A 25,003-nucleotide genomic window follows, 5' to 3' on the forward strand; every position below is an offset into this window, starting at 1 on the left:
TCAAGACTCCTTTTCCGCACGAAGCAGGGCGGTTTCAAGCCGCGCCTGGATAACACAATCCAGCGCCCCCCGATCATTGGCCCGGACAATCACGTCCTCAACCCCCATACGCCTAACAACTTCGGCAATCGTTTTTTTTATGCTTTCACCGAATTGGTTCATCACGATAGAGGTCAACTCTATCGCCACACCCTTCCCCGGGGCAACCTCCACAAAGACATCACTGGATTCCAGGGTTCCCGCAACGGCGTTTTTTACAATCCGCATATTTGCCTCGCTTCTTAATGAGAGTTTAGTATTAATCTTATAAAATCTCAACAGGGTAGACTCACAGAAAGGTTTTTTTCCGAATTTTCATAAATAATGCTTGAAAAAACCCAGTTTCTCAACAATACTTGGAACATCTTGCGGTATTAAAGTATTAGTTTAAAGGTTTTATTATTTTTTTGGAGGTTTGTATGGCTACACAGACGAATAGTAATGGGTTGGTAGAGAAAGAAAAGCGGTCCTTCGAGTTATTCGGAATGCCCTGGTATTTCTTTATCATTTTCAGCGCCGTGGTTTTGATCGCCACCTATTTGGGAAAATTGCCCAAGGGAATGATCGGGGCCTTTCCTTTGATGATCGTTGTCGGGACCTTGTTTTGGCTTATTGGGGATAACGCCCCTATCATTAAGACCTTTCTGGGAGGAGGCGCCATCGTCGTTATCTTCGGTTCCGCGGCGCTTAATACCTTCAAGATACTCCCCGAAGCGGCGGTAAAGATAATAGACAACTTTGAGGTGGCTGAGGGCTTCTTGGATTTTTATATCGCCGCCCTCATCACCGGTTCCATCATGGGGATGAACCGAAAACTCCTGATCCGCGCGGCGGTCCGGTATCTTCCTGCCGTATTGGGAGGGGTTGTCGTGGCCCTGGGGCTTGCAGCCCTGGCAGCGGTATTAATTGGCTATAAAGAAGGCCCCCGTGGAGCGGTACTTTTTGTTGCCCTTCCCATCATGGGCGGCGGTATGGGAGCGGGGGCGGTACCCCTGTCAAAGATCTTTGGTGAAGGCATGGGACGGGAAGCGGGGGAAATGCTTTCCATGATGATCCCCGCGGTGGCCCTGGGCAACGCCCTTGCCATTGTGGCGGGCGGCCTGCTCAACCGTATAGGAAAGGTCAAAACCAGCCTTACCGGCGGAACCGGCGTAAATGCCCAGCTTTTGCTGGTGCAGGGAACGATAGCCGATGAGTTGAAGATCGATCCGGTATATCAAAAAGCCCGGGACTCCCTCAGCCTGGTGCAGATGGGAGCGGGGCTCTTTATCGCCACCACCTTCTTTGCACTGGGGGCGGTGATCAATAAATTTGTTCCCACCATCCACAGTTATGCCTGGATGATCCTTTCGGTAGCCTTTGTCAAAGCCCTGGGCATCCTGCCCCAGAAATTTGAAATCTGCTGCTATCAGTGGTATCAGTTTGTGATGACCAACTTAACCGCCGTACTTCTGGTGGGGATAGGTATTTCCTATACCAACCTTAACCAGATAGCCCTGGCATTTACCCCCCAATACCTGATCCTGGTATTTGTAACCGTACTTGGCGCTATCCTGGGTTCGGGAATAGTCGGCAGACTGGTCGGGTTCTATCCTATAGACTCCGCTATCACCGCAGGGCTCTGTATGGCCAACATGGGCGGTACCGGAGATGTGGCGGTACTTTCCGCTTCTAAGCGTATGGAACTGATGCCCTTTGCGCAGATTTCCTCCCGTATCGGCGGCGCTTTTATTTTAATTTTGTCCAGCGTTATATTGCAGATTCTGTTCCATTAGAGCATTACGAAAGGCGGCATTGGTATCGGCGATGAAGATCGCTATACCAATGCCCAGGCCCGTTGACAGTATCCTGCCGTTTATGGTATCCTTAAAAAATATTAACGGAGATTTATTAAAAATCCCCCTATAAAAACGCCATTTTTTGGCAAGGAGTGTAGCCATGGCTCAGGCCAGTAAAAACGCCCGTACGTCCAGCACCACCCAGAAATTCTTTTGTTCCTGCGGCGGGGAGATTAAAATGAAGACCCTTTTTGAAAGTGGTAAGTTCAAGAACATCGCGGAATGCGAAAAATGTAAGCGGACCGAACGGCGTCCTTCGGATTTTAAGTAAAATCGTATCAAAGATCGGTATTTTCATCATTAAATACCGGTTTAATTTTTGTATAGTGGGGGTTCCCGTTGGCAGGCAAAAGCAGTTCCGCAGAAAAGCGTCACCGGCAGAGTGAAGAGCGCCGTCTCCGAAATAAAGCGGTAAAGAGTTCCGTAAGGACCAGTGTAAAAAAATTCGTGGTTTTAGCCCAGAAGAAAGAGGCGGATAATGCCGAAGCGGTTCTAAAGGATATGATTAAAAAATTAGATACCGCTGCCCGGAAGGGAATTATTAAGAAAAATACCGCTGCCCGGAAAAAGTCCCGGATGCAGCATCTTTTTAATTCACTTAAAGTGGCCCAGTAAAGCGGGGGTTCTTCCTCGTTCAATGAGGGCATAATGGCGGGAAAAACGGGTCAAAAGGTAACTAAGGCCGATATTATCGATTCTATATATGAAAAGACCGGGATGAGCCGGAAGGAAATCCGGACCGTGGTGGATCTTTTTATAGATGAGGTAAAGGATGCCCTGATAGAACAGATGGTCATCGAACTGCGGGGGTTTGGAACCTTCGAAGTTCGTGTCCGTAAGGGTCGTCAGAAAGCCCGGAACCCGAAAACCGGAGAATCGGTCTCCGTTAATTCCCATGGAATTGCCGCTTTCCGTCCCGGCCGGGAATTAAAGCAGGATGTTTGGAATATTGGTAGTTCGGCGCCCGGTAATCAAGAGCCATGAATATCCCTAAGGGTCCCGGAGGGTGGAGGGGTTTCCTTATCCACCTTGCGGTGATACTCCTTGGTGCCCTGTTGTTTGCCGCATCTTTTCCTAATCTTTTAACGGTAAATGGTATCTCGTTTTTAGGGTGGATAGCTTTTATCCCGGTTTTTTGGGTGATCCACCGGGTATCCTTACCGGCCTCGGTTTTTTTCGGCGCCCTCTATGGGTTTAGCGCCTACGGTTTGTTCAACTACTGGCTTAGTGTTTTCCACCCCCTGGCGGCTCCCGCCGTGGGTTCTATTTATCTTTTTTATTTTGCCGTCCTTTTCCCCCTGCTTAAATTGGCGTCCATCCTTTTCCCCCGTAAGGGCTATATACTCCAGTGGCTCCTGTGGATTGCCTACGAATACCTGCGGACCCTGGGCTTTTTGGGTTACCCCTACGGCATTGCCGGGTACTCCCAGTGGCAGGTTTTGCCGGTGATCCAAATCGCCGGTATCTTTGGGGTATGGGGAGTTTCCGCCCTGGTGGTGTTCCCCTCGGCATATTTGGCCGCAGCCTTGAAGGACCGGCCGGTCCGGGCATTCCTAAACCGTGAATGGGCCGCAGGCTTGGTCTGGGTAATCGCCCTGACGGCTACCCTGATCTATGGGTTTGTATCCCCGGCGGATTATTCCGGCGCCCCCAAGGTCCGCTTTGCCCTGATACAGCACAGTACCGATCCCTGGCGGGGGGATATAAAGGACTACCGGAAAAACTATGAAATTCTGAAGCGTCTTTCCCTGGAAGCGCTGGCCTCTGACCCCAAACCGGATCTGGTGGTCTGGTCCGAAACTGCCTTTGTCCCCCGTATCTATTGGCATACGGTGTACCGGGATGACCGCCAATCCTGGGATCTGGTGAAGGAACTTTTGGCTTTTCTGGAAACCCAGGATGTTCCCTATGTTATCGGGAACGACGACGGCCGGCTGGAGATGATGCCCAACGGTTCCTGGGACCGGGTGGACTACAATGCGGTGATGCTCTTTGAGAAGGGCCGGATTGCGCAGGTTTACCGGAAACAGCACCTGGTACCCTTTACGGAAAGTTTTCCCTACGAAAAGCAGCTCCCCTTGGTTTATAAGGCCCTGAAAGATGCGGATACCCACTTTTGGAAAAAAGGGGAGGAGGCCACGGTCTTTGAGGCCCGGGGGGTGAAATTTTCAAGCCCCATTTGTTTTGAGGATATTTTCGGCTACCTTTCCCGGGACTTTGTCCGTAATGGGGCGGAGATTATCGTAAACCTCAGTAATGACGCCTGGTCAAAAAGCGTTCCCGCCCAGATGCAGCACCTGTCCATGGCGGTATTCCGGGCGGTAGAAAACCGGCGTTCCATGGTGCGGTCCACCGCTTCGGGCCAAACCTGCGCTATCGACCCCAACGGCAGGATAATCGCCATGGCGGAACCCTTTACGCAAACCTGGCTTAGCGCGGAGGTCCCGGTAATCAAAGCGGAAACCCCCTATACCCGCTGGGGCGATCTTTGGGCAAAACTCTTCACCGCCGCCGCGCTTATCATGTTGATCCTGGGAATAGGGCTGGGTATAATGAAAAGAGGAAGGAACCGATGAATACACGAAAAAAAATACTTATAGCCGATGATGATCCCCTGAATGTTGAATTCTTTGAGGTGATTCTTTCCAAACTTGGCTTTGATGTTGATAAAGCGGAAGACGGTGCGGCAGCCCTGGAAATGGTAAAACGGTTTCATCCGGATCTCATCATTTTAGACAATATTATGCCCAAAATGTCCGGCTGGGAGCTTACCAAACTACTCAAGGCCGATCCTAAATATCAGGAAATACCAATCATCATGCTGTCCGCCCTGGATGATGTGAAAGACAAGGTTGAAGGGTTTGAACTTGGAATAGACGATTATATTACCAAACCCTTTAATTTTTCCGAGGTCCTGGCCAGGATCAGAGCGGTGCTGCGGAACCGGGAGCTCTTCGGCCAGATAGTGGTCCGGGAATCCCGCTTGAGCCAGGCGGAGGAGCTCAGCGCCGATATGAAGGCTTCTGTAGGGGCTTTTATTAAGAGCATGGATGATTTGGAGACCGCCATTACCATGGTTACCCGGGAGGGAGAGCTCATTGATGAAAATACCCTGCCCCGGCTCCTGGGGATTATAAAGGAAAAGACCGGCTCCGTGCGAAAGCATATTGCGGAGCTGGACGCCCGGATAGAGCGGACCCTTACCGAATGGGAGGATCTTAAGAAGAATGAAATTGGCATTAAGACCCTTGAAACCCGGATACAACATTCCCTGCGGCAGGAATAGAGGAATATGGCGAAAACGGATAGTAAAAAGGACGGCTCCCATACCGTGGTTTTAGGAAACCATACCAGTTTCAACGGGCTTCTCCGGTTTAAGGAGACCCTCTGTATCCAGGGAAAATTCAAGGGAACCATAGAAGCTTCGGGCGCCCTTATTGTGGATAAGGGGGCGGTGGTGGAGGCGGATCATATTACCGTAAGTTCCCTCACGGTCTACGGGACCGTGGTTGGAGCAGTTCATGCCATGGACAAGATCGATATGCTCAGCGGCGCTGAAGTCCGGGGCAACTGTACCGCCGCCCGGCTGCGTATTGCCGATGGGGTCCTCTTTGAAGGACAGTGCAGTATGACCGCTTTGGATAAGGACGTGGAGATCTTCTCCCGGCCCACCGAAGAAATCAAGGCTGAATTGCAGAGAATGAATGGTTGAGTCCCCCGCAAAGATCCTTATAGAAACCCTGGCCGCAGCATCCCTTACCCTGGCTGCAGCCGAATCCTGTACTGCCGGGTTGGTGGCGGATCTCATTGCCCGGGTTCCCGGGGCTTCCCGGGTTTTCTGGGGTTCCTTTGTTACCTATTCTGTGGACGCCAAGATAAAACTCCTGGGGGTAGATGCGGACACTATCCGCCGTTACGGAGCGGTAAGCCGGGAGACTGCAGCGGCCATGGCGGAGGGGGCCCTGGAAAAAAGCGGCGCCGGCGCGGCGGTATCGGTTACCGGCCTGGCCGGTCCGGACGGGGACGGTTCGGGGCAGAAGGTGGGTACGGTCTGGATAGGTATTGCCCGCCGGGGTTTCCCGGCGGAGGCCGTGGTCCATCACTATGACGGAGACCGGAGCGCCATCCGGAACGCAGCAGCGGCGGATGCAATCGCGGAGCTGCTTAAAAAATTGAATTGACCTTATCGTTATTAGTTTTTATATTTTCTATATTAGTACTAAGGAGTAATTGATGGAGTACCGTGCCATAGACCAGGAAGAGGAAGAAGAAGAGGCGCAGGAAAAGGAAGAAGGGAAGGGGGTTGATCCCCTGATGAGCAGGATGCTCAAGACCCGGACCATCCTGCTTTCCGGTGAGATTAAAAAGGATCTGGCGGAACGGACCATCAGGCAGCTTTTGCTCCTGGAGGATATGGGGGATGATCCCATCCGTATTTTTATTGATTCCCCCGGAGGGGACGCCGATGCGGGTTACGCCATCTTCGACATGATCCGTTTTGTGAAGCCCCCGGTGTGGACCATAGGTATGGGCCTGGTGGCCAGCGCCGCGGCTATTATTCAGCTCGCCAGCCCCAAGGACCTGCGGGTAGGGCTGCCCAACAGCCACTACCTTATACACCAGCCTCTTTCGGGGATCAGGGGTGTGGCCACGGATATCGAAATCCACGCCCGGGAACTGGAAAAACTCCGGGAAAAGATCAACCGCCTTATCGCGGACGAAACCGGGGCGGCCTTTACCCAGGTGGAAAAGGATACGGATCGGGACTACTGGATGAACGCCGATGAGGCGGTTAAGTACGGCCTGATTTCCCGGGTTATCAGTTCCCGCAGCGAACTGACCGGGTCCGCAAACTGATCTGACAAACCGTGCCTTCCCAGATCCTGCATACCCTGTTTGGGGAAGACGTGATCGCCGGGATGTTCCGGGTTCTCTACCCTGAATTTGGGGTGGTTGCCAAAAGAGCCCGGGAAAAGGTTGAAGAGGATTACCGTTTCTCCTTTGTCCTTGGCTGCCAGGGTCCGGATATTTTCTACCATAACCAGATGACCCGGCCTGTGGGCCTGGAATACGGAACCCTGCTGCACCGCCGCTTTTCCGGGACTTTTACTGCGGCCCTCCTGAAGCTGGGTTTGCCGGACCCGCCTGCCTCGGCGGAGGACGTAGCAGCCCACCGTCCCGAAGGGGGTATCACCGCCCTAGGCGCCTATGCCCTGGGCTTTATGACCCACGCCATTCTGGATCGCGCCTGCCATCCATATATTGTGTATAAGACCGCGAAGCTTAGCGGGGAAAGCCGTGGGACAGAGCGAAACATCCACGCCTTTTTTGAACGGGTTCTGGACGTGCTTATGCTGGAAGAACTCCGGGGGGGCAAGCCCGTTGCATCCTGGGACCAGGACAGCCTGGCCCAAATCTGCGAGAACCCGCCCCGGGGCTTAAAGGAACTTCTGGCCAAGTCCCTCCGCCATGCCTTCCCCGAGCGGGCCCTTAAGGACCAAAAACTAAGCCAACGTATGGACAATACCTTCCGGGACTGCGCGGGATTCTACCGGTACACGGACCCCGGGAGAACGTCATTGCAGAGTCCATTGGCGAAACAAATACTGGAAGAGATGCCCCTGGTCTATATCTACCCCGAAGAACTACCTGGCGATGTTGATTACCTTAATAAGGAACACCGGGCCTGGTATTATCCTGCAGGCGATAGTCCCGCTGAAACCAGGTCCTTCCCGGAGATCTACGCCCAGGCTTTGGCCTTCGCCGTGGAAATCCTTACTCCCCTCATCGCCAAGTATCTGGCTACCGGGATTTTCCCCATAGTAGAGGCTGCCCGGAGCATAGGTAACGGCGGGCTTTCCATCCAGGATGCGGCCGGCAAGCCCTGCTCACCAAGCCGCTCTGAACCGCTGCCCTTGGAATCGGTACTGGAACAACAACGACGGCTTCGTTTAGTTTAGAGCTTAATAACCTTTGGCGCTCCGGTAAAGGTTGAGATGGTTGCCACCGCATCCTTGAGGTACAGTACCTGGGTATTGCCATCGTCCGGGGAATAGCGGTCCTTCAGGGTCGGATAGGCCTCCAGCATATGTACCTTCGCTTCCCGCCGGTCATCTTCAATAGCCTTAGCCTGGATACGGATCCAACTGGCGCCGTCGAAGGCGCTGATTTCGATTTTGGGGTTTGCCTTGATCTGTTTTGAGACGTCCTTGCTTTTTCCGGTCTGGAAATAGAGCTTACCCTCAAAAAGATCGATGGTGCCGAAGGGGCGTACCCGGGGCTGATCTCCCTCCAGGGTGGCCAGATAATAGGTTTTAGCCTTCTTTAAAAAATCGTAAACTTCCTGCATAAAATGCCTCCAATGCTACTTTTCATAGCAATTTAGTAGTATATCATTTCGATACTATTTGCAACTCATTTCCCCGCTTTTTCCACCAGTTCCGAAAGAAGCGGAATGAGCTGTTTCTTCCGGGAGACCACGTCCTTCATCACATAGATCCCCGTATCCCTCTGGGGGAAATGGATTTGGGCGATAAAGGCCTTTTTCCCCGCCACAAAAAGAAGGGAATCCAGGACGGTAACATCCGTAACCAGGAGCGCGGCAAAGAGGTACTTCCGGGCAAGGGCAATTTTTTCCAGTTCCCCCAGGATCTCCTCCTGCCGGGTAATCAGGTCGTCCGGCCGGTCGGTTTCAATCTGGCTTACCGAGAATTCAGCCCCCTGTTCGGCGTATTCCTTCATATCCATGGCAACCAGTTCGTCCGCGGGCCGTGCGTTTATACGGTTCGCTTCGGTCTGGAGCTCCTGGCCCAGTTGGCTTATGTCCAAACCGGTAACCGAGGAGAGGTACTCCGCAGTATTTCTGTCCGTATCCGTTGTGGTGGCGGAGTGAAGGGTCAGGGTATCCGCCAGGATGCCGCAGAGCAGTATTGATGCGATTTCTTTTTCCATGGGGACATGGGCTTCCCGGTAGAGATTGGCGATAATGGTACAGGTGGCGCCCACCACCTTGTTAATAAAGGTGATGGGGTATTTGGTGGAAAAGTTCCCCAGCCGGTGGTGGTCTATCACTTCCTGAATGTGGTAGTTTTCAATCCCCTCAATAGCCTGGCTTGGCTCATTGTGATCCACCATGATCACCTCGATATTCGGTTCCTTGATCAGGTCCCCCTCAAAGATTAACCCCGCCACCCGGCCGTCGGCATCCCCCACCGGGAGGCACCGGGAAGGGGCCTTGGAAAGGGGTTCCCGGATTTTGCGGACCGGATCGTTAAGCCGGACCAGGGGTACCGTATCGTCACCCATGGCGCCCACCGGCGCTGAATAGATTATCAGCATCGCTGTGGAGGAGGTGTCGAAGGGGCTGGTTATCACCGATACCCCGTTTTTTTCCGCCAGAGCCGACAGTTCACGGTCCAGGGTATGTCCGCTGGTGAGGATCAGCGCCCGAACCTTCCGTTCAAGACAGAACTTCTGCAGATCCCAGCGATCCCCAAGGATTACCAGGGCATCGGCGGGGCTCGTCTCCTCAAGGTGCTTTTTGAAGTAATCGTTATAGGAACCGGCCACTACAATGGGGGACTTTTTCACCTCCTGTGCGTTAAAGACCGTGATGGGCTGGGCCCGGAGGGTACTGATCAGATGGTTGATGGACACGGGGAAATAGGACTTCTTATGGGGGTTGATGTGGGTGATGATGTAATTGGCAAAACCCCGGTAGTGGAGCATACTTTTGTACATTCCCTGGGCGTCAACAATGGGGATAACCCGCAGTGATTCTTTCTGCATCCGTTCCAGGGCATCCCAGAGGGCGACATCCTCGGCGATGGTCACCGGGGGGTCGGAAAGATAATAGGATGTTTTTGGGATCAGATCCGGGAGATGTTCCGGTACGGGTACCTTAAAGCGGTCAAAAATGTACTCCGTCTGGGGGCTGAGATTCCCTGCCCGGGCGGCAAAACAATTTTGCTGTCCCAGGGCCTGTTTAAGCCGGGCATAAGCCGCGGCGGATACCACCGAATCCGTATCGGGGTTCCGGTGACCAATTATATAAATTTGTTTTTCCATTATGCTTTTACCTGTATAATTGTAATTGAATGGGGAGCAAAAAACATCCCCCCCTGTGTATTTCGCGGTAAATAACGGTGATCAATGAGAAAGTCTACGGCGTCCCAGGGCTGTTTGTCCCGCCAGGCCCGCCCCGAAAGGTTGATGATCCCCGCGGTACGTCCCGACCGGCTTTCCAGGCGGAAAACATCCCGGTCTATGCGGACCGCCCCGTATTCGTCCCCTTCCAGTTTGTGGTACAGTTCCGCAATGCGTCCGGTCAGGGCTATATCGGCTTCGGTTAAGCTGTGGGGGTTGTCGGAAAACATGATCTGCCCGGCCAGGAGAAAATTCACCAGGGCGATAAGTTCCTTTTCGTTAACCGAAAGGTTACATTTACTGCTCCTGAGGAATATCACATCCGGGTCGTTGATATAGATGGCGCCGTTCATGAAGGAACGGCCTATGGTATCCATAAGGCTGATATATGCGGAAGGCCGGCCCACATGCCCCAGAAGTTTTACCATGATCCAATCCCAGTTTCCCATGGTATCCGCTCCGATACGGGAGAGGGGGAAATGGCGGTAGGAGAGCCCCAGGGGGAGGCCGCAGCCAAGGTAGGCAGCGGGCAGCCCCGCAGCGTTACTGTTGCGGGCGGTGAGGACTGTACAGGCCCGGCGGTAGTGTTCATCCGGGCTGCCCTTGTTGGTGAAAATCCCGGGGAAAAGGCCGGTGTAAAGAAAATCCAGCTTGAGGTAGCGGAAACCCCATTCGTCCATGGCCCGGTCAATAAGGGCCTTAAGGTAATCCAGTACATCATCACGGGAAATGTCCAGACAGTAATACTGATTATCCCAGAGGTGGTTGAACCCCGCCACCACCGGTTTATGCCGCGCCCCGTCCCGAAGGACCCATTCCGGTTTTTCCAAAAAAATCCGGGATTGCCTTGTTACGAGGAAAGGGGCCAGCCAGAGACCGGGGATATACCCCGCTTCCTCTATCTGCTCCGCAATCGGCGCCAGTCCATGGGGAAAACGTTCCGCATTGATCTCCCATTCCCCCACCGCCTTTTCCCAGCCATCGTCAATCTGGAACACCACCGGTTTCTGACGGTCCAGATAGTGCAGCTTGATGAGGTTATCGGTTTTGCCCAGGCTTTCGAGATCCCGGAGTATGATTTTTTCGTTGATCGCCGTGTAGTGGTTGTACCAGGATTCGTAGCCCCCGGGGACCGCCCCCAGAAAATTTACGGTTTTGAAGGCTTCGTCCTGATGGTATAGTTTTTTCAGGGCATCCTTGAAGCGGAAAAATCCCCGGGCAAAGAAAACCGAAAGTTCCGCCGCAGTTTCCCCTTCCTTCCAGATTTTGCCGGGACAGTAGACTTCGGCGCTGACCAGGGCCTTTTCCCGGTTTATCCTGAACGTTACCGGCGGCAGCCCATCCCCTTCGCTTGAGGCTATGCAGAGGTAGCGGTCTCCGGCGCGGAGGTACATGATAAAATGGCCAATGAGCCAGTTCCTGCCCCTCCTGTTTGCCGGCGCCTTAGTATCCCCGGGGCGGTTGGTGAGTTTGAGCAGCTCCGGAATAAGCCGAACCCTTTTTGGAAGGGTCTCCTTCCCGGAGAGTTCCCAGCCCGCAGACCAGGACTGCCAGCCGCCGCATTGAACCGCTATTCCATCCCGGTCCGAAAAGGCTGCCCTATCCGCCTGGTCCAGGCCGGCAAGATCAAACAAGTCCTCAAGGGACCACAGATCGATCTCATTTGCATCCCCCGTTTCTTTTATGGCATAGTGCAGCCGCTTCCCGCTTAAAAAATCAGGCGGAAGGGCGTTAATCGTTTTTTGTATTTCCATGCTGTCCCTATAATTTTTGCTTATACTAGTTTACTATGTTACGCGGAGATTGGTAAACATAATGATCGAACTTATCGCATTCCTGGGGAATCCCGGACAGGAATATGCCAATAACCGGCATAACGCCGGACGGCTCCTGGCGGATATCCTGCCTTTCGCGGGCTCCCTGAACTGGCAGAAGAAATACAAGGGCCTTTATGCCGGCCTGGACCGGGCCGCTTTAGGGGGGGAGGGACCCGCCCGGTTCCACTTCCTCATGCCCGAGACGTACATGAACCTCTCCGGGGAGTCTGTGCAGGCGGCGGCCGCTTTTTTCAAAATTACCCCGGAAAGGATACTGGTGGTCCACGACGAGTTGGAAATCCCCCTGGGAACCGCATCTTTCAAGTTTTCCGGGGGGCTTGGGGGGCATAACGGTCTGCGGTCCATGAAAGCCTGCTTTGGAACCCCCGATTTCTGGCGTCTCCGTATCGGCATAGGCAGGCCGAACCACGATAACATCTCCGGCTGGGTCCTTTCGGATTTCAGCGCCGCTGAAAAACCGGTACTGGACCAGGTCCTGGAAGCCGCCGCTGCCGCCCTGGTACGGGCGCTTTTGGAAGGGCCTGAGAAATTGCTGCCGGAATGGAATAAGAAGAGGATAGGTTAAGCATGACGGCGATGTTTTTTTTAGGTTTTGCCCTGGTTATTTTCGCCATTATTGTACTGGGCGCCCTTTCAGGGAGGAAGGTAAAAAACGCCGGTGATTTTGCCAAGGGAGGGAGGAAAGCCGGCGCGGCGATTATCACCGGAAGCCTGGTGGGCACCATGGTCGGCGGGGCTTCCACCATTGGTACCGCACAGCTTGCTTTCAGTTATGGATTTTCCGCATGGTGGTATACCCTGGGCAGCGGTCTTTCCTGCCTGTTTTTGGCATTATTTTTTGTGAAGCCCCTATACTGTAACGGAGCGGATACCCTGCCCGAAATATTCAGCAAAGAATACGGCCATGGCGCCGCAAGTTTTTCCGTAGGGATGATGTCCATAGGAAACGTCATAGGAATAATCGGCCAAATGGTTTCCGGTATTGCCCTGGTCGGCGTCCTTTGTCCCATTCCTCCCCTGGCAGCCGTCGGGATACTATTTCTTTTGATGCTGGTCTACGTGGCCTTCGGCGGGATCTGGGGAACGGGGTATGTGGGAATTCTGAAGATCCTGCTGCTTTATGCCCTGGTTGTACTCTGCGGTATCATCGCCCTGGTACTCCAGGGCGGATCTCCTTCTTTTTGGGATGTACTTCCCCATGACCGGTACTTTAACCTATTCGCCCGGGGATTGGGTATTGATCTGGGCTCCTTTTTTTCATTACTTGTGGGGATCGTGTCTTCCCAAACCTACGTCCAAACCCTGTTTTCCGGGAAAACCCTGAAAGCATCCCGGACCGGCGCCTTAGCAGGGGCGTTACTGATTCCCCCCATCGGCGTGGCGGGGATCTTTGTTGGGATGTATATGAAACTCCACCATCCGGAAACAGCGCCGGTTTTTGCCCTGCCCATGTTTGTAATAGCCAAGCTGCCACCGCTAATTGCCGGCATGATCCTTGCCACCTTACTGATAACCCTGGTAGGGGCCGGAGCAGGTCTCGCGCTGGGTATCGGTACCATGATCAGCAATGATATATACAAGGTATATATTAACCCCAAAGCGGGGGATAAAAGGCTGCTGTTGATAAACCGGGCGGCGATCATGGGGATTCTTTTCATCAGCGCCTTCCTGTCCCTGGTTTTTACCAGTTCCATAATTCTCGATTGGAGTTATCTGGCCACGGGCTTCCGGGGAACGGTCGTCTTTCTCCCCCTTATGGGCGCCCTGTTTTTTCCCGGTAAGATCCCTCCCCGGATTGTGCTGGTCGCCATGATTGCGGGCCCGGCGGTTCTTGTCCTGGGTAAAATCCTTCCTTTGGGCTTTAATTCCTTTTTTCTCGGTATGCTGGTGAATTTACTGATCCTGATTTCCGGGTATATGGCCGGACGGAGGAAATAGAGCCGGTTTTATCTTATACTTGAAATATATCAAGATTAGGGACAAAATAAACCATGATTAACAATACCCAAACCGAAGCTTTTAAAGCCCTTTACGATACCGTGGTCAGGCTCCGTGCGCCCGATGGCTGCCCCTGGGACCGGGAACAAAGTCCCGCTACCCTCCGGGGTGATTTAATAGAAGAAACCTACGAATGTATAGAGGCCATCGACGAAAAGGATCCCGCCCATATTAAGGAAGAATTGGGGGATCTCTTTCTCCTGGTAACCATGCTTTCCTATATGCACGAGCAAGAGGGCCTCTTCTCCGTGGCCGACGCCCTTAAGAGCATTACGGAAAAGCTGATCCGCCGGCATCCCCACGTATTCGGGGAAGTAGGGGACCCGCGGTCCCAGGTTAAGGACAGCGCCGAAGTCTTGGAGAATTGGGCAAAGATCAAGGTGGAGCAGGAGGGCCGCAAGCCCAAGGATTCCCTTCTGGACGAAGTGTCCCGTGCCCTGCCTCCCCTGGATCGGGCCTATAAACTTCAGAAGAAGGCCGCCAAGGCCGGTTTTGACTGGCCGGATATCAAAGGTGTCATGGGTAAAGTTGAGGAAGAACTGGGGGAAGTTGCCACCGCCATCGGGGAACTGGAGGCCATAAGCCGCCATGCCAAGGAGCTTCCCGAGGGAGTTAAGAGCCGTCAGGAGGCCCTGGAGGGAGAGCTGGGGGATCTGCTCTTTTCCGTGGTGAACCTTTGCCGTTTCCTTAAGGTGGAGCCCTCGGTAGCCCTGCAGCGGACCAATACCAAATTTGTTACCCGATTTACCCACGTGGAAAAACGGATGAAGGAAACCGGTCAGGAACTGAAGCCGGGAAACCTTGCCGCCATGGATGGTTTTTGGGAAGAAGCGAAGGGCTAAACTGACCCGCAAATTCGACTTCTTCTCTTTGAATTGACCGCATAAGCGGTCTTCCTTACGGTTAGAAATTCCTTCATGATAAGTTACCCGCGGACTTATAAAACGCATAAATATTTATATTTCATACATTTGCGTATCTTTTTTTTAATAAAAATAGTTACAAATCAATATATTTGAAAATATAATCAAAATTTGCTTGACTCATCTTTTTATAATGAATTAATATACAATTATTATACATAATTATGAATTTAAATTCGAATGAATAAAAAGATACATTATTGTATGTTTTTATTTACTTTCATGTTAAATTGGAGTATATATGCAGTTTACGTTTAACCTGCCGGTAAATTTATTATTCGGCAGCGGAAAGGCGGGAGAGATTGGAAGAAGGGCCGCCTTGCTCGGAAAAACGGCTTTAATTGTAACCGGCCGGGGGAGTACGAAAAAATCCGGACTGCTGGATAGGGTTACGGGTCTTCTGAGGGAAAGCGGCCTTACGGCCATTGTCTACGACAAGGTGGAGCCGAACCCCCTGACCACCCAGGTCTACGAGGGGGCGGCCCTGGCAAAAGAAAAGGGCTGCGACCTGGTTATCGGCCTTGGGGGAGGAAGTATCCTCGACGCATCCAAGGCCATAGCCTTTATGGTAAAGAACGACGGTGACCTTATGGATTATATCTACGGGCGCAAAACCCCCGGGGACGCCCTGCCCATGATCCTGGTTCCCACCACCTGCGGTACCGGAAGTGAAGGCAATAGTTTTGCGGTAATAACGGACCCCCGGAACGGAGACAAAAAATCACTCCGCAGTAACGCTATTATCGGCAATCTTTCTATTATTGATCCTGAACTCATGGTTACCATGCCGAAACCTATCCTTGCCAGTGTGGGCTTCGACGCCCTCTGTCATTCCATGGAGGCCTATATTTCCGCCATCGCAACTCCGGTGACGGATCTCTACGCCCTTGAAGGAATACGGCTGATCCGGGAAAGCCTGGTTCCCCTTTATACGGGGAAAAGCGCTAAGGGTGATTGGGAAAAGCTCAGCTGGGCCAGCACCCTGGGTGGCATGGCCATAGGGCTCGCCGGGGTTACCGCCCCCCACGGGATAGAACATCCTCCCAGCGGGCTCCGCAATATCGTTCACGGCAGGGGGCTTGCGGCCCTTACCCCGGTGATCTATGAACGTTCGGTTGCTGCGGCGCCGGAGAAATTCGCGGAAATATCCCGGAGGCTGGGAGGCAAGGACGAAACCGATCTGGTAGGGATAATCAAAAAACTGCTCGCGGATATTGATTTAACTATTACCCTGGGTCAACAGGGGGTTAATGCGGATGATATCGATTGGATGGCGGAGAATACCCTCAGGGTTTCCGCCGCGGGGATCGCTAATCACCCGGTAAAATTCGGCTTGGAGGATATTAAGGATATATACCGGCAGGCTTTATAAACAGTATTACTAACAATGGTTCAGGAGGAGAAAAAATGTTACGGAACGAATTGCCCAGTATTAAGACAGCGCTGCCCGGCCCCAAGGCTAAGGCCATCATAGACCGCCGTGCGGCGGCAAGCCCCGCCGCTATCCGCTGCCCTTACCCCGTGGTGATCAAGCGCGGGGAGGGGGCCATGGTGGAGGATGTGGATGGAAATATTTTTCTTGACTGGGTCGGCGGCGTGGGGGTCCTCAATATCGGTTACAGCCAGGAAGAAGTGGTTAAGGCGGTCCAGGAACAGGCGGGCCGGTATTTCCACGCCATGCAGAATATCATCACCCACGAGGGCTTTGTGGTTCTGGCGGAAAAACTCAACGCCATTGTGCCGGTTAAAGAGGCGAAGCGGCAGACCATGTTTGTAAACTCCGGGGCGGAAGCCCTGGAAAATGCGGTTAAAATAGCCCGCGGCGCTTCTGGACGGCCTAATATCATTGTTTTTTCCGGCGCCTTCCACGGGCGGACCCTGCTTACCGGAACCATGACCGCAAAAAAGGCCTACTACCACGGTATGGGCCCACTGCCGGACGGTATCTACCGGGCGGAGTTCCCATACCTCTACCGTGCACCTAAGGGTCTTGGCGAAAGCGATGCTGTTTGGTACTACCTTGAAAGACTGAACGCGGTCTTTGAGGAGGCCAGCCCGCCGGAAGATGTGGCGGCCCTGGTGATAGAGCCTGTGCAGGGAGAGGGGGGATTTATCCCCGTACCCAGGGAGTGGATCACCGCAGTGCGGGCCCTCTGCGACAAGCATGGCATACTGATCATCGCCGACGAGGTTCAGACCGGTTTCGGCCGTTCGGGCCGTATGTTCGTTTCCGACTACTGGACCGAGTGGGGCTGCCCGCCGGATATTATCGCCATGGCGAAATCCATAGCAGGGGGTATTCCCCTGGGGGCGATCACCGCCGGGGTTAGCATCTACGAAAAGGTAAAACCGGGCATCATTGGGGGCACCTTCGGCGGCAACGCACTGGCCTGCGCCGCGGCCCTCAAGGTTATCGAAATTATGGAACGGGATAAACTTCCGGACCGGGCGAAGAAGATTTCCGAAAAGTGTTTTTCCGAATTTAAGTCCTGGCAGAAGGAGATAAACGCCGTTGGGGATGTGCGTGGTATCGGCTGTATGGTAGGTATTGAATTGATAAAATCCGCAGATAAGACGCCTTGGCCGGAACTGGTAGCCGCGGCTATTCAGGAAGCGACGCAAAAGGGCCTTATCATAGAAAACGCAGGAACCCACGGGAACGTGATCCGTTTCCTCTGTCCCCTGGTGGTTACCGACGCTCAACTTGAACGCGGTCTTAGTATATTGAAGACGGCCATTACAGCTTCAATAGAAAAACTGAGCTAGGAAATTTAACCACAAAGTCGAAAAAGTCGAAAAAGTAAAAATGAAATTTTAAGTTCTCTCCTTTTCGCCTTCTGTGCCTTTGCGGTTATAATTTCTTATCTAACAAAAGGAGTTTTTATGAAATTGAAAGATACCGGTAAAAGCGCCGATGATATCCGGGCCTTGGTAAAGAAGTACATGATCGAAACCTATGAACGGTACGATTTTATCTGTGAAAAGGCCGAGGGCATGTATATGTACAATGAAAAGGGCGAGGCCTATCTGGATTTTTACGGCGGTATTGCGGTGAACAGTACCGGAAGCCGCAACCCTAAGGTTGTCGCCGCCGCGAAGGAACAACTGGATGCGGTGATCCACACCTTCAACTATCCCTATACCATCCCTCAGGCTATTTTGGCGGAGAAGATCTGTACCACCCTTGGGTACGATAAGATCTTCTACCAAAATTCCGGCGCCGAGGCAAACGAAGCGATGATCAAGATGGCCCGGAAGTACGGCATCGAAACCTACGGCCCCAACCGCTACCATATTATTACTGCCAAGGAGAGCTTTCATGGCCGTACCTTCGGCGCCCTTTCCGCCACCGGCCAGCCGGACAATGCCTGCCAGCGGGGTTTCGGTCCCATGCTTCCGGGGTTCAGCTACGCGGAATTCAACAACCTCGATGCCTTTAAGGCGCTGGTTACCGGTGATACTATTGCTATCATGGTGGAACCTATTCAGGGCGAGGGTGGGGTACATCCCGCTTCAAAGGAATTTATGACGGGCCTCCGGAAACTCTGCGACGAGAAGAAGATGCTCCTCCTGGTGGACGAGATCCAGACCGGTTGGTGCCGCACCGGGGAAGTGATGGCCTATATGCACTACGGCGTCAAGCCGGATATCCTCTCCATGGCTAAGGCCATGGGCGGCGGTTTCCCCATCTCTGCCATCTGTACCAGCGATAGTATCGCTAAGGCCTTTAGCATGGGCTCCCACGGTACCACCTACGGCGGAAACGCCGTTTGCTGCGCCGCCGCCCTTGCCCAGATAAATGAACTCCTGGACAATAAGCTTGCGGCTAAGGCTGCGGAAACCGGGACTTATTTTATGACCAAGTTAAAAACCCTTCCCCGGGTCAAGAGTGTCCGGGGTTTAGGCCTCCTGGTGGGTATTGAATTTGACGGCCCCATTGGTCTGGACGTAAAGCACGGCTGTTTCGACCGTAAGCTCCTGGTAACCCTTATTGGGGACCGGCTTATCCGCATGATTCCTCCCCTTACCGCTGCTAAGGAGGACTGCGACAAAGCCTTTGGGATCATCTCCGATGCGGTAAAAGCGGTAAAGCAGGAGAATTAAAGCTGGCCGAAGTTCATCATCACCTGGTGCAGACGTTGTTCCAGTAATTTGAAGGAGAAAAACTTCCTGCCCAGCTCGTAGTTTTTGGAGGTCATCACATCCACAGCGCCGTCGCTCTGGAGGATGGCCTCCACGGTTTCGATGGTTTCGGGGGTTACGTAGTTTTCCATCACCACCACGTCGAAATCCAGGGGTTCTATGTCCTGCTGGAAAATAGAGTAGCGGTTTACCAGTATAGGTTTTCTGAACCAAACAGCTTCCAGGAATGCGTTGCCGAACCCCTCATAGGTTGATGGATAGGTTACAAAATCTGCGTTCAGGTAACAATCCCAGAGACTGTATTTTTTCTTTCCCGGACCTCCGTCCGGCTCTTCGGTGGTTCCCCGTTCGGCGCCGATGATGTCCGGCCGGACAATTACATCCACCCCCAGGATCTTTGCGTAATCCATGGTCCGCTCGTAATACTCCGAACCTTCATCCCGTTCCTGGTGGCTGATCAACAGTTTAGCTTTTTTGCCCTTAAGCCGGTTCGCCAGTTCTATGGCGTGTTCAATCCCCTTACGGGCGACCATCCTGGTGGGCTGGAGGAGCAGGGTCTCATCATCCGCTACCCCCAGGTCCTTCCGCAGGGTACGTCCGTAGTCGTCCAGCTTAGGAGGTTCCGTATCAAAGTCGAATACGTTGGGGATGATGATAGACGAAAGACCGCAGCGGTAGGAAAGCGTCTGACGTCCTTCGGAGTTGATCACCACATGGTTGATGGTGTGCAGCCGGGGAGGGAAGGACATGGCCAGATAATCTTCTATACAGTTTACGGAAAAACGCTGCCGTTCCCAGGCAAAATCGTGGTGGTGGGCTATGGTGGGGATACCCGTCTCGGCGATGTACTCCGTAAGGGCCAGCCCCAGGGGAATGTTCATTGGAATGGTCAGGGCGTTTTCCACGATCAGGAGATCGATGTTGAAGGATTCTACAAATTCGTAGATAGCCCGCTTTAGCCGGAACCGGATGGCCTGGATTTCCCCGGTAAGACCCTCGCCCCGGGTAACGATACCAAAGCAGCGTTCCTGTATATCTTCAATGATAGGGTGACCGAAGAAGGCCTCATCCACCACCATGGATTTTTCGCTGTCCCAGTCGGAGAGACCGGAAAAGAAATAACAGTCGTAGCCCATTTTTTCAAGTACCTGACGCCACTTGCCGGTCTCCAGGGATACACCGTCGGTGCCCTGAAAACGGGTTGAAACAAATCCGATACGGTGGATACTGGTCGATTTGGTCAGGTACATAGTTTTACTCCCGGATCATTCAGAATGGGTTTGCAGTAACATTAACTGTACAAAAAAATTGATCTTCTTATAAGCATCGGTTAAACGCTGGCTCATCGGGGCCTTTGTGAAATATCCCAGCTCTTTCCAGTTGATGATCACCTCGGGAGGGCTTTTCTGGGAATCCCCTAAGAGGTTTTTCATAAATTTACCCACCACCACCAGGTTCTGGACCGCAGCCTTGATCAATTCCAGGGCTTGTTCGTCCAGTTCCCCCGCGACACCGTTAACATACCTGGCCTGGATTTTATCCCGTTCCGCCCGGAGCAGGGCTGCCCTAAAGCGGGTTCCGTGGGTACCGGTATCCGAAAGGGTTTGATCCAGCGCATCAATCGCTTCGGTAGTGTCGGTAATGGCGTGGACGGCATTGGACATTTCCAGGGAAAGGGCGTTGTTTACCCACTGTCCCCGGACGAGGAGTATATCGCAGAGTTCCTGCATTTCTTTTGTGATAAAATCCTGAATAAAAGCTACGAGATAATTTAAGGGAGAGGCATAGGAAAAACCGTCAAGCCCGATCTCAATAATACTGTCACTGATCTCTTTGTTGTAAAATTGCAGTTTTGTTATCGATGGGGTACCGAACACGCCTATGGCCAGGGCTTCAATCTGGCTGTTCCGCTGTCTGGTCATGATACTGTCGATGACCCCGTTAACTTCGCTGCCCTTTGCTTCAAGCCAGCTTTCCGCCAATTGTTCATCAATGGACTCATACTTTATCAGCCAGATGGGATTTTTGGAGGCGTATTGTCCCATGAGCTCGATGATATTGGAATTCTTCAGCTCCCGCAGATTCATGAGCAGCATATTCCACACATTCAGGGGAATAAGTTCCTGGCCGTCCCGGGCAATTTTCATCACCGTAAGGGCGTTTTTCCAGTCATCACCGGGTTCAAGGTTCTGGATCACCCCCCGGAATGCCGCCATTTCCTGGATTACATCCGCCGCCTTTGCCGCCTGAAACCGGGGCACATAACCGGTATTGCCTTCCGGCAGGCTGGTATCGAATCTTCGCAATATGGAAAGGAAATCGTATTGGGCAAACTGTATAAGGGCGGTGTTCAGGTTATAACACCGGTTCATATTGGCAACCCGGCCGCCGTCAAAGGCCGCAAAAAGGGTCGCCAGATCTTCCTTAAGCTGACGGCTTAGCTCCTGGGGCTCCAGTTTTTTAACCTTGTCCTGAACCACCTCGGGACGGAGCTTCCGGATTATTTCCAGGTTCTCCTTGCTCATGAAGGCTTCCACCGTAATCTGCCGCATCCGGCTTATCTTGGAACTATTCTGCACAAAAGCGCAGGCGGGATACACTATTTTATATATCTCGTAGATATAAGCGGCAAAGGAGGGATCTATCTCATCTGTTCTGACCCGGTAAAATTTAGCGTATTTATTTTGACCAATTTCCTTAACTACCTGCTTGAGCAGGGCCTTTTTGTCCGAATCCGGCTCATCATTCCCGGAAATAAGAGAGAAAACCTTCCCGATAATATCATCTGCCATAACCGTACCTCGCATATACTATGCGATATTGACGATGTTTTTTCAATACCGATTTTTGAAGAAGTTTAACCGCCAAGGCAACGAAGGCGCAGAAGGTTTTATACTATACAACTGTATAGTATAAACAGCGACAACGCGATATCCGTTGTTTTTGCTGAGAATTCAGGTTATACTTACGATTAATGATTATAAACGATGAAATTATCGCCATAAAGAATATTATTCTTGAAAACGCCGACTGTGAACGGATATACCTATTTGGCTCATACGCCTACGGCACCCCGTAATGAATAAAAAAGTAAAACCGCAGTTTTCTAAAGTACTTTTTTGGGATGTAAATAGTGAAGCTATTGATTATGATAAACAAATTGAATTTGTTTTAGAAAGAGTTTTTCTTAAAGGTACAGAGGATGATGAAAGGGCGGCATTAGAATATTATGGGTTTAATAAAATTAAAAAAACCGCAATGAGATTAACTTATCTGGATAAAGCGACCTTGGCTTATTTAAGCGCCGTATTAAACGTAAAGCAAAGGAAATTTAAATGTTACAAAAATGTGCAGTTAGTCAACCCCTTTGGGATACCGTATTAAAGTTACAAAGTAAATAAGTATAATAACGGAAATAAGTTAATAACAAAAAAGGGATGGAATAGGTAAGCAATGGGTAGCTGTTTCACTTGAATTGGAAAATGAAGTTTTACTATCTATATGATAAAAAAATCTACTTTCATTTCTCCATTACCGTAACTCCTCCGCCGCTTCAATCATCCACTTTGTTGAACGATGCCTTTATAACATTCGGCGCGTCCGGGTAGGGCTTTACCAACAGGGTGAAGCGGGCTTTGAGCGCATCGAATTGATAGACGCTGACCCAATTGATGGCGGGAAGATGTTCAAATACCGGATCGGGAAAATCGCATTCAAGGCGGAAGACGGTTTCATCGAAGGACCAGAGGCCATCGGCATCTTGAAATACGTCCGCGCCGTTCTGTTTGCCGCTGACGGTAACAATACAGGTGCCGTTTGGGACGAGGATCAGTTCGTAGAGTTCGCTGTGGGCTACGCCGGCTGCGTCACGGTAGCTTATGCGACCCTGCCAGGGACTGCCGGTAAAGGGGTTGGGGGATTGGGCGTAGGTAAGGGTGGATAAAGACGCAAGAATACAAACAAATACCAATTTTCTCATATTGTTATCTATGCCCAAAACCGAATTTATATCCCACAAAAAGGACACTAGTCGACAGATGCCTCGAGACGTCTTCTTCGCTAAGAGTGCCTATGTCTGTTATCTGCAAAAATTCGGCAAAAAGAATTCCAGGACCTACATGTATACCTGCGGATGCATCGAATGATAAACCTGCTGATAAACTTAGTGTATAGCCAATGCCGGCATTTATTTCAAAAAGTCCGGGTTGTATTGTAAATTCAGCTAAGAATGATACTAAGAGGGAGATATTGTCACGATACGCAAGATCCATTTCTATTGCGAAATATCTGGCAGCCTGAATTTGTGCTTGCCCGCCTATTGCAAATACCTCATCCGTCCACCCCTCGGAGTCAGAGTATTCATCTGTATAAGAAAGATTAAACACTCCACCTCCGACAATAGCGCCAAGATACCATCGTTTGTTTTTCCAGGCAACGCGATCTTGTTCCGCCTGCGCTGTATAACGTTGCGCCTGGTATGCCTGTTCTGACTGGCGCCGTTCGTTTTCTGCGGCCTCTTTTTCTCTTACTATATCGGTTTTTACCGCATCGGTAAGGTCTTTAACAAAACCATCCATTTTGCTGTAAGCTTCGCCCATGTTCTGAAGCTGTATGTCAGCCGTATCAAGTTGTTTGGCGTTGCGTACATCAATTATCCTTGCGCTGAGTATCAAATATTGGTCCAATCTTGAAACCTCACCCCAAACGATGTAATTTGCGTTTAAAACTTTACCCATTTGAACAGATTTATTTTGGTCTGACCAATCGCTCATTTGAAATTTATTTTCCTGCGTAAGATATTCCAAAGCATCCCGGTCAACAACGTCAAAACGCATGGTTTTGGTAATTGCATTCCCCAGCAGTGTTGTAAGCGTTCGAATATCATTATTCGAAACGCCAGCCCTATTCTGCAGCGGCGTAACCACTAAGGTATTCTGCCCAAAACAAACCTCTGCAGCCAGTATCATCACTATCACCGCAAGAATCCTCTTCATTTTTCCCTCCAATATGTAATTATTTTTCATTTTCCTAACTCCCTCACTTCCCCCGCAAATTCCCCGTCCAAATTCTGCTCAATGTTCCTGAACGCCCGCTGCAGGGCTTCCTCCCGTGTTACATGCCGGAACAGAGGGTATCGTTTACGGTACGTTACCATCGGTGTTCCATCCTGGGCCTCTATGATGATGTCAAGGACCGGCTCCACGGTATGGTAATTCCTGGTTACGCTTTCGTTGGCCTCAAAGTTGATAATAACCGTATATACGCCCCCTGAATCGGTAAGGAGGAATCCTTCCATCCGCAGTATCTCTGCGGTTTTGAGTGCGATAACGCGGGCAGACTCGTCCTTAAGGCGTATTGTCGCGGTAAGGCGTTTTTGATCAAATACGGTCCAGGTACTTTCCGGCTGAATATTTTCGGCGTACCATTGGCCTGCAATACGGGCGCTTTCTACCTGGACGGCCTTGAGATCCAATCGATAGGCGGTCTCCGATCGGTGTAGAGGGCGGCTTATGGAACCGGATATGATAACTTCCGTGCCAAGCTGCTTCCCGATGGAAAGGGCGGTTTCGTCGCTTACATCACCGGATAGCTGGTAATTCATTTCTTGGGCCAGGGTATTCAAAACAGCGGCGCTGCGCTCTATCATGATAAAGTATTTATCGTTGACGAAGGCGGCGCTTAGTTTTTGGACCATATAGTTTGAAAGTTCCAGGGTACTTCCCTGCACATTAAGGATCGCTATTCTGGTTCCGCGGGGAAGCTGCTCATGGAGATACGAAATACCGCTCTGTATTGCCATATTCAGGCTCACGGCGTTCTGGGCAAAGGAAAAAGCCGGGACAATATAGAACAGCCACAAAAAACCCATCTTTAGGCATTTAGCTCTCTTCATCTGAATCCTTCTCTAAGGCAAATAACTCCGCTTCTCTTACCGGCAGGTCTTTATGATATTGAATCAGGCCGACAGCCAGGGTTTTAAGGTATTTTCGGGCCGGCTTGCTTAGGTGAGTTAACTCAAAGGGTAAATCCCTTAATTCCGGACCTATGATTTCCATAAATAAACCTTTCTAAGACAAAA

Annotated in this window: 28 protein-coding genes; 17 read left to right on the forward strand and 11 right to left on the reverse strand. The window is 51.6% G+C overall.

All coding sequences use genetic code 11. The annotated features are described in order from the left end of the window. Positions 1-267 carry a citrate lyase acyl carrier protein gene (citD, locus tag LQZ19_RS18930; RefSeq protein ID WP_411049254.1) on the reverse strand — a complete coding sequence of 89 codons (267 nt, stop codon included), beginning with the start codon at positions 265-267 and terminating at the stop codon, positions 1-3. A 191-nt stretch (positions 268-458) separates the two neighbouring features. Here citD and LQZ19_RS18935 point away from each other — a divergent pair, with 191 nt between their 5' ends. After that, positions 459-1,814, forward strand: coding sequence for a 2-hydroxycarboxylate transporter family protein (locus LQZ19_RS18935; protein WP_411049255.1), 1,356 nt, complete (start codon positions 459-461; stop codon positions 1,812-1,814). Here LQZ19_RS18935 and LQZ19_RS18940 read toward each other — a convergent pair. Continuing rightward, on the reverse strand, positions 1,773-1,979 hold the full coding sequence (locus LQZ19_RS18940; RefSeq protein ID WP_411049256.1) for a hypothetical protein: 207 nt from the start codon (positions 1,977-1,979) through the stop codon (positions 1,773-1,775). The genes LQZ19_RS18935 and LQZ19_RS18940 overlap by 42 nt on opposite strands. Here LQZ19_RS18940 and LQZ19_RS18945 point away from each other — a divergent pair. The 9 genes from LQZ19_RS18945 to LQZ19_RS18985 all read left to right on the forward strand — a co-directional run bounded on the left by LQZ19_RS18945 (position 1,978) and on the right by LQZ19_RS18985 (position 7,837). Next, a complete protein-coding gene (locus LQZ19_RS18945; protein ID WP_010263199.1) occupies positions 1,978-2,148 on the forward strand; it encodes a hypothetical protein in 171 nt (56 codons plus the stop codon). The genes LQZ19_RS18940 and LQZ19_RS18945 overlap by 2 nt on opposite strands. A 68-nt stretch (positions 2,149-2,216) precedes the next feature. Next, positions 2,217-2,492 carry a 30S ribosomal protein S20 gene (rpsT, locus tag LQZ19_RS18950; RefSeq protein WP_411049257.1) on the forward strand — a complete coding sequence of 92 codons (276 nt, stop codon included), beginning with the start codon at positions 2,217-2,219 and terminating at the stop codon, positions 2,490-2,492. Positions 2,493-2,525: 33 nt separating this feature from the next. Continuing rightward, the gene (locus LQZ19_RS18955; RefSeq protein WP_411049258.1) at positions 2,526-2,861 is read left to right on the forward strand and encodes an HU family DNA-binding protein; all 336 of its coding nucleotides are present in this window, start codon (positions 2,526-2,528) and stop codon (positions 2,859-2,861) included. Further along, positions 2,858-4,453 carry an apolipoprotein N-acyltransferase gene (gene lnt, locus LQZ19_RS18960; RefSeq protein WP_411049259.1) on the forward strand — a complete coding sequence of 532 codons (1,596 nt, stop codon included), beginning with the start codon at positions 2,858-2,860 and terminating at the stop codon, positions 4,451-4,453. Before LQZ19_RS18955 ends, lnt begins: the two co-directional genes overlap by 4 nt. Further along, entirely contained in the window at positions 4,450-5,163 is a 714-nt protein-coding gene (locus LQZ19_RS18965) for a response regulator transcription factor (protein ID WP_411049260.1), read from the forward strand. Before lnt ends, LQZ19_RS18965 begins: the two co-directional genes overlap by 4 nt. Positions 5,164-5,169: 6 nt before the next feature. Further along, positions 5,170-5,589 carry a bactofilin family protein gene (locus LQZ19_RS18970; protein ID WP_411049261.1) on the forward strand — a complete coding sequence of 140 codons (420 nt, stop codon included), beginning with the start codon at positions 5,170-5,172 and terminating at the stop codon, positions 5,587-5,589. Next, positions 5,582-6,058, forward strand: coding sequence for a CinA family protein (locus LQZ19_RS18975; protein ID WP_411049262.1), 477 nt, complete (start codon positions 5,582-5,584; stop codon positions 6,056-6,058). The genes LQZ19_RS18970 and LQZ19_RS18975 overlap by 8 nt, the downstream gene beginning before the upstream one ends. Positions 6,059-6,110: 52 nt before the next feature. Next, positions 6,111-6,734, forward strand: coding sequence for an ATP-dependent Clp protease proteolytic subunit (locus tag LQZ19_RS18980; RefSeq protein WP_411049263.1), 624 nt, complete (start codon positions 6,111-6,113; stop codon positions 6,732-6,734). Positions 6,735-6,745: 11 nt separating this feature from the next. Continuing rightward, entirely contained in the window at positions 6,746-7,837 is a 1,092-nt protein-coding gene (locus LQZ19_RS18985; protein ID WP_411049264.1) for a zinc dependent phospholipase C family protein, read from the forward strand. Here the strand turns inward: LQZ19_RS18985 and LQZ19_RS18990 are convergent. From LQZ19_RS18990 to LQZ19_RS19000, 3 genes are all read right to left on the reverse strand, one after another. Next, positions 7,834-8,226, reverse strand: a complete 393-nt coding sequence (locus LQZ19_RS18990) for a pyridoxamine 5'-phosphate oxidase family protein (RefSeq protein WP_411049265.1) — start codon at positions 8,224-8,226, stop codon at positions 7,834-7,836. The two genes, LQZ19_RS18985 and LQZ19_RS18990, sit on opposite strands and share 4 nt — an antisense overlap. A gap of 65 nt (positions 8,227-8,291) precedes the next feature. Beyond that, positions 8,292-9,944, reverse strand: a complete 1,653-nt coding sequence (locus LQZ19_RS18995; RefSeq protein WP_411049266.1) for a putative manganese-dependent inorganic diphosphatase — start codon at positions 9,942-9,944, stop codon at positions 8,292-8,294. After that, complete coding sequence (locus LQZ19_RS19000; protein ID WP_411049267.1) at positions 9,944-11,776, reverse strand: glycoside hydrolase family 36 protein; 1,833 nt, start codon at positions 11,774-11,776, stop codon at positions 9,944-9,946. The genes LQZ19_RS18995 and LQZ19_RS19000 overlap by 1 nt, the downstream gene beginning before the upstream one ends. A 61-nt stretch (positions 11,777-11,837) precedes the next feature. Here LQZ19_RS19000 and pth point away from each other — a divergent pair, with 61 nt between their 5' ends. The 6 genes from pth to LQZ19_RS19030 all read left to right on the forward strand — a co-directional run bounded on the left by pth (position 11,838) and on the right by LQZ19_RS19030 (position 18,885). Continuing rightward, entirely contained in the window at positions 11,838-12,425 is a 588-nt protein-coding gene (gene pth, locus LQZ19_RS19005) for an aminoacyl-tRNA hydrolase (protein ID WP_411049268.1), read from the forward strand. A gap of 2 nt (positions 12,426-12,427) precedes the next feature. After that, complete coding sequence (locus LQZ19_RS19010; RefSeq protein ID WP_411049269.1) at positions 12,428-13,798, forward strand: sodium:solute symporter family protein; 1,371 nt, start codon at positions 12,428-12,430, stop codon at positions 13,796-13,798. Between the two features lie 53 nt (positions 13,799-13,851). After that, the gene (gene mazG / locus LQZ19_RS19015; protein WP_411049271.1) at positions 13,852-14,700 is read left to right on the forward strand and encodes a nucleoside triphosphate pyrophosphohydrolase; all 849 of its coding nucleotides are present in this window, start codon (positions 13,852-13,854) and stop codon (positions 14,698-14,700) included. A gap of 322 nt (positions 14,701-15,022) precedes the next feature. Beyond that, positions 15,023-16,153 carry an iron-containing alcohol dehydrogenase gene (locus LQZ19_RS19020; RefSeq protein ID WP_411049272.1) on the forward strand — a complete coding sequence of 377 codons (1,131 nt, stop codon included), beginning with the start codon at positions 15,023-15,025 and terminating at the stop codon, positions 16,151-16,153. Positions 16,154-16,188: 35 nt separating this feature from the next. Further along, the gene (locus LQZ19_RS19025) at positions 16,189-17,547 is read left to right on the forward strand and encodes an aspartate aminotransferase family protein (protein WP_411049273.1); all 1,359 of its coding nucleotides are present in this window, start codon (positions 16,189-16,191) and stop codon (positions 17,545-17,547) included. A 117-nt stretch (positions 17,548-17,664) separates the two neighbouring features. Beyond that, positions 17,665-18,885, forward strand: a complete 1,221-nt coding sequence (locus LQZ19_RS19030; RefSeq protein ID WP_411049274.1) for an aspartate aminotransferase family protein — start codon at positions 17,665-17,667, stop codon at positions 18,883-18,885. Here the strand turns inward: LQZ19_RS19030 and LQZ19_RS19035 are convergent. Both LQZ19_RS19035 and LQZ19_RS19040 read right to left on the reverse strand, forming a co-directional pair. Next, the gene (locus tag LQZ19_RS19035) at positions 18,882-20,174 is read right to left on the reverse strand and encodes a glycosyltransferase family 1 protein (protein WP_411049275.1); all 1,293 of its coding nucleotides are present in this window, start codon (positions 20,172-20,174) and stop codon (positions 18,882-18,884) included. The two genes, LQZ19_RS19030 and LQZ19_RS19035, sit on opposite strands and share 4 nt — an antisense overlap. Positions 20,175-20,189: 15 nt before the next feature. Continuing rightward, on the reverse strand, positions 20,190-21,716 hold the full coding sequence (locus LQZ19_RS19040; RefSeq protein WP_411049276.1) for a DUF5312 family protein: 1,527 nt from the start codon (positions 21,714-21,716) through the stop codon (positions 20,190-20,192). Positions 21,717-22,002: 286 nt separating this feature from the next. Between LQZ19_RS19040 and LQZ19_RS19045 the strand changes: the two genes are divergently transcribed. Beyond that, positions 22,003-22,308: a DUF6922 domain-containing protein gene (locus LQZ19_RS19045; protein ID WP_411049277.1), complete on the forward strand. Its 306-nt coding sequence runs from the start codon at positions 22,003-22,005 to the stop codon at positions 22,306-22,308. Positions 22,309-22,477: 169 nt separating this feature from the next. Here the strand turns inward: LQZ19_RS19045 and LQZ19_RS19050 are convergent, their stop codons facing one another. Genes LQZ19_RS19050 through LQZ19_RS19065 form a run of 4 tightly spaced genes read right to left on the reverse strand, consistent with a single transcriptional unit; the run spans position 22,478 to position 24,980 of the window. After that, a complete protein-coding gene (locus LQZ19_RS19050; RefSeq protein WP_411049278.1) occupies positions 22,478-22,903 on the reverse strand; it encodes a hypothetical protein in 426 nt (141 codons plus the stop codon). A 4-nt stretch (positions 22,904-22,907) separates the two neighbouring features. Then, positions 22,908-23,948: a CsgG/HfaB family protein gene (locus tag LQZ19_RS19055; protein WP_411049279.1), complete on the reverse strand. Its 1,041-nt coding sequence runs from the start codon at positions 23,946-23,948 to the stop codon at positions 22,908-22,910. Then, the gene (locus LQZ19_RS19060) at positions 23,945-24,817 is read right to left on the reverse strand and encodes a hypothetical protein (RefSeq protein ID WP_411049280.1); all 873 of its coding nucleotides are present in this window, start codon (positions 24,815-24,817) and stop codon (positions 23,945-23,947) included. The genes LQZ19_RS19055 and LQZ19_RS19060 overlap by 4 nt, the downstream gene beginning before the upstream one ends. Further along, positions 24,804-24,980, reverse strand: coding sequence for a hypothetical protein (locus LQZ19_RS19065; RefSeq protein WP_411049281.1), 177 nt, complete (start codon positions 24,978-24,980; stop codon positions 24,804-24,806). Before LQZ19_RS19065 ends, LQZ19_RS19060 begins: the two co-directional genes overlap by 14 nt. Positions 24,981-25,003 lie beyond the last annotated feature (23 nt).

This window comes from Treponema primitia (genome assembly GCF_046533075.1).
GTDB lineage: Bacteria > Spirochaetota > Spirochaetia > Treponematales > Breznakiellaceae > Termitinema > Termitinema primitia_B.

Bases quoted from the DNA above. Each gene is read 5' to 3' on its own strand.
- LQZ19_RS18995 (WP_411049266.1), bottom strand. From the start codon at position 9,944: ATGGAAAAACAAATTTATATAATTGGTCACCGGAACCCCGATACGGAT.
- LQZ19_RS19030 (WP_411049274.1), top strand. From the start codon at position 17,665: ATGAAATTGAAAGATACCGGTAAAAGCGCCGATGATATCCGGGCCTTG.
- LQZ19_RS19055 (WP_411049279.1), bottom strand. From the start codon at position 23,948: ATGAAAAATAATTACATATTGGAGGGAAAAATGAAGAGGATTCTTGCG.
- LQZ19_RS18975 (WP_411049262.1), top strand. From the start codon at position 5,582: ATGGTTGAGTCCCCCGCAAAGATCCTTATAGAAACCCTGGCCGCAGCA.
- LQZ19_RS18935 (WP_411049255.1), top strand. From the start codon at position 459: ATGGCTACACAGACGAATAGTAATGGGTTGGTAGAGAAAGAAAAGCGG.
- mazG (WP_411049271.1), top strand. From the start codon at position 13,852: ATGATTAACAATACCCAAACCGAAGCTTTTAAAGCCCTTTACGATACC.
- LQZ19_RS19045 (WP_411049277.1), top strand. From the start codon at position 22,003: ATGAATAAAAAAGTAAAACCGCAGTTTTCTAAAGTACTTTTTTGGGAT.
- LQZ19_RS18940 (WP_411049256.1), bottom strand. From the start codon at position 1,979: ATGGCTACACTCCTTGCCAAAAAATGGCGTTTTTATAGGGGGATTTTT.
- LQZ19_RS19000 (WP_411049267.1), bottom strand. From the start codon at position 11,776: ATGGAAATACAAAAAACGATTAACGCCCTTCCGCCTGATTTTTTAAGC.
- LQZ19_RS18970 (WP_411049261.1), top strand. From the start codon at position 5,170: ATGGCGAAAACGGATAGTAAAAAGGACGGCTCCCATACCGTGGTTTTA.
- LQZ19_RS18955 (WP_411049258.1), top strand. From the start codon at position 2,526: ATGGCGGGAAAAACGGGTCAAAAGGTAACTAAGGCCGATATTATCGAT.
- LQZ19_RS18990 (WP_411049265.1), bottom strand. From the start codon at position 8,226: ATGCAGGAAGTTTACGATTTTTTAAAGAAGGCTAAAACCTATTATCTG.
- LQZ19_RS18965 (WP_411049260.1), top strand. From the start codon at position 4,450: ATGAATACACGAAAAAAAATACTTATAGCCGATGATGATCCCCTGAAT.
- LQZ19_RS18980 (WP_411049263.1), top strand. From the start codon at position 6,111: ATGGAGTACCGTGCCATAGACCAGGAAGAGGAAGAAGAAGAGGCGCAG.
- LQZ19_RS19065 (WP_411049281.1), bottom strand. From the start codon at position 24,980: ATGGAAATCATAGGTCCGGAATTAAGGGATTTACCCTTTGAGTTAACT.
- lnt (WP_411049259.1), top strand. From the start codon at position 2,858: ATGAATATCCCTAAGGGTCCCGGAGGGTGGAGGGGTTTCCTTATCCAC.
- LQZ19_RS19025 (WP_411049273.1), top strand. From the start codon at position 16,189: ATGTTACGGAACGAATTGCCCAGTATTAAGACAGCGCTGCCCGGCCCC.
- pth (WP_411049268.1), top strand. From the start codon at position 11,838: ATGATCGAACTTATCGCATTCCTGGGGAATCCCGGACAGGAATATGCC.
- LQZ19_RS19010 (WP_411049269.1), top strand. From the start codon at position 12,428: ATGACGGCGATGTTTTTTTTAGGTTTTGCCCTGGTTATTTTCGCCATT.
- LQZ19_RS18945 (WP_010263199.1), top strand. From the start codon at position 1,978: ATGGCTCAGGCCAGTAAAAACGCCCGTACGTCCAGCACCACCCAGAAA.
- LQZ19_RS19050 (WP_411049278.1), bottom strand. From the start codon at position 22,903: ATGAGAAAATTGGTATTTGTTTGTATTCTTGCGTCTTTATCCACCCTT.
- LQZ19_RS19020 (WP_411049272.1), top strand. From the start codon at position 15,023: ATGCAGTTTACGTTTAACCTGCCGGTAAATTTATTATTCGGCAGCGGA.
- LQZ19_RS19035 (WP_411049275.1), bottom strand. From the start codon at position 20,174: ATGTACCTGACCAAATCGACCAGTATCCACCGTATCGGATTTGTTTCA.
- citD (WP_411049254.1), bottom strand. From the start codon at position 267: ATGCGGATTGTAAAAAACGCCGTTGCGGGAACCCTGGAATCCAGTGAT.
- LQZ19_RS19060 (WP_411049280.1), bottom strand. From the start codon at position 24,817: ATGAAGAGAGCTAAATGCCTAAAGATGGGTTTTTTGTGGCTGTTCTAT.
- LQZ19_RS19040 (WP_411049276.1), bottom strand. From the start codon at position 21,716: ATGGCAGATGATATTATCGGGAAGGTTTTCTCTCTTATTTCCGGGAAT.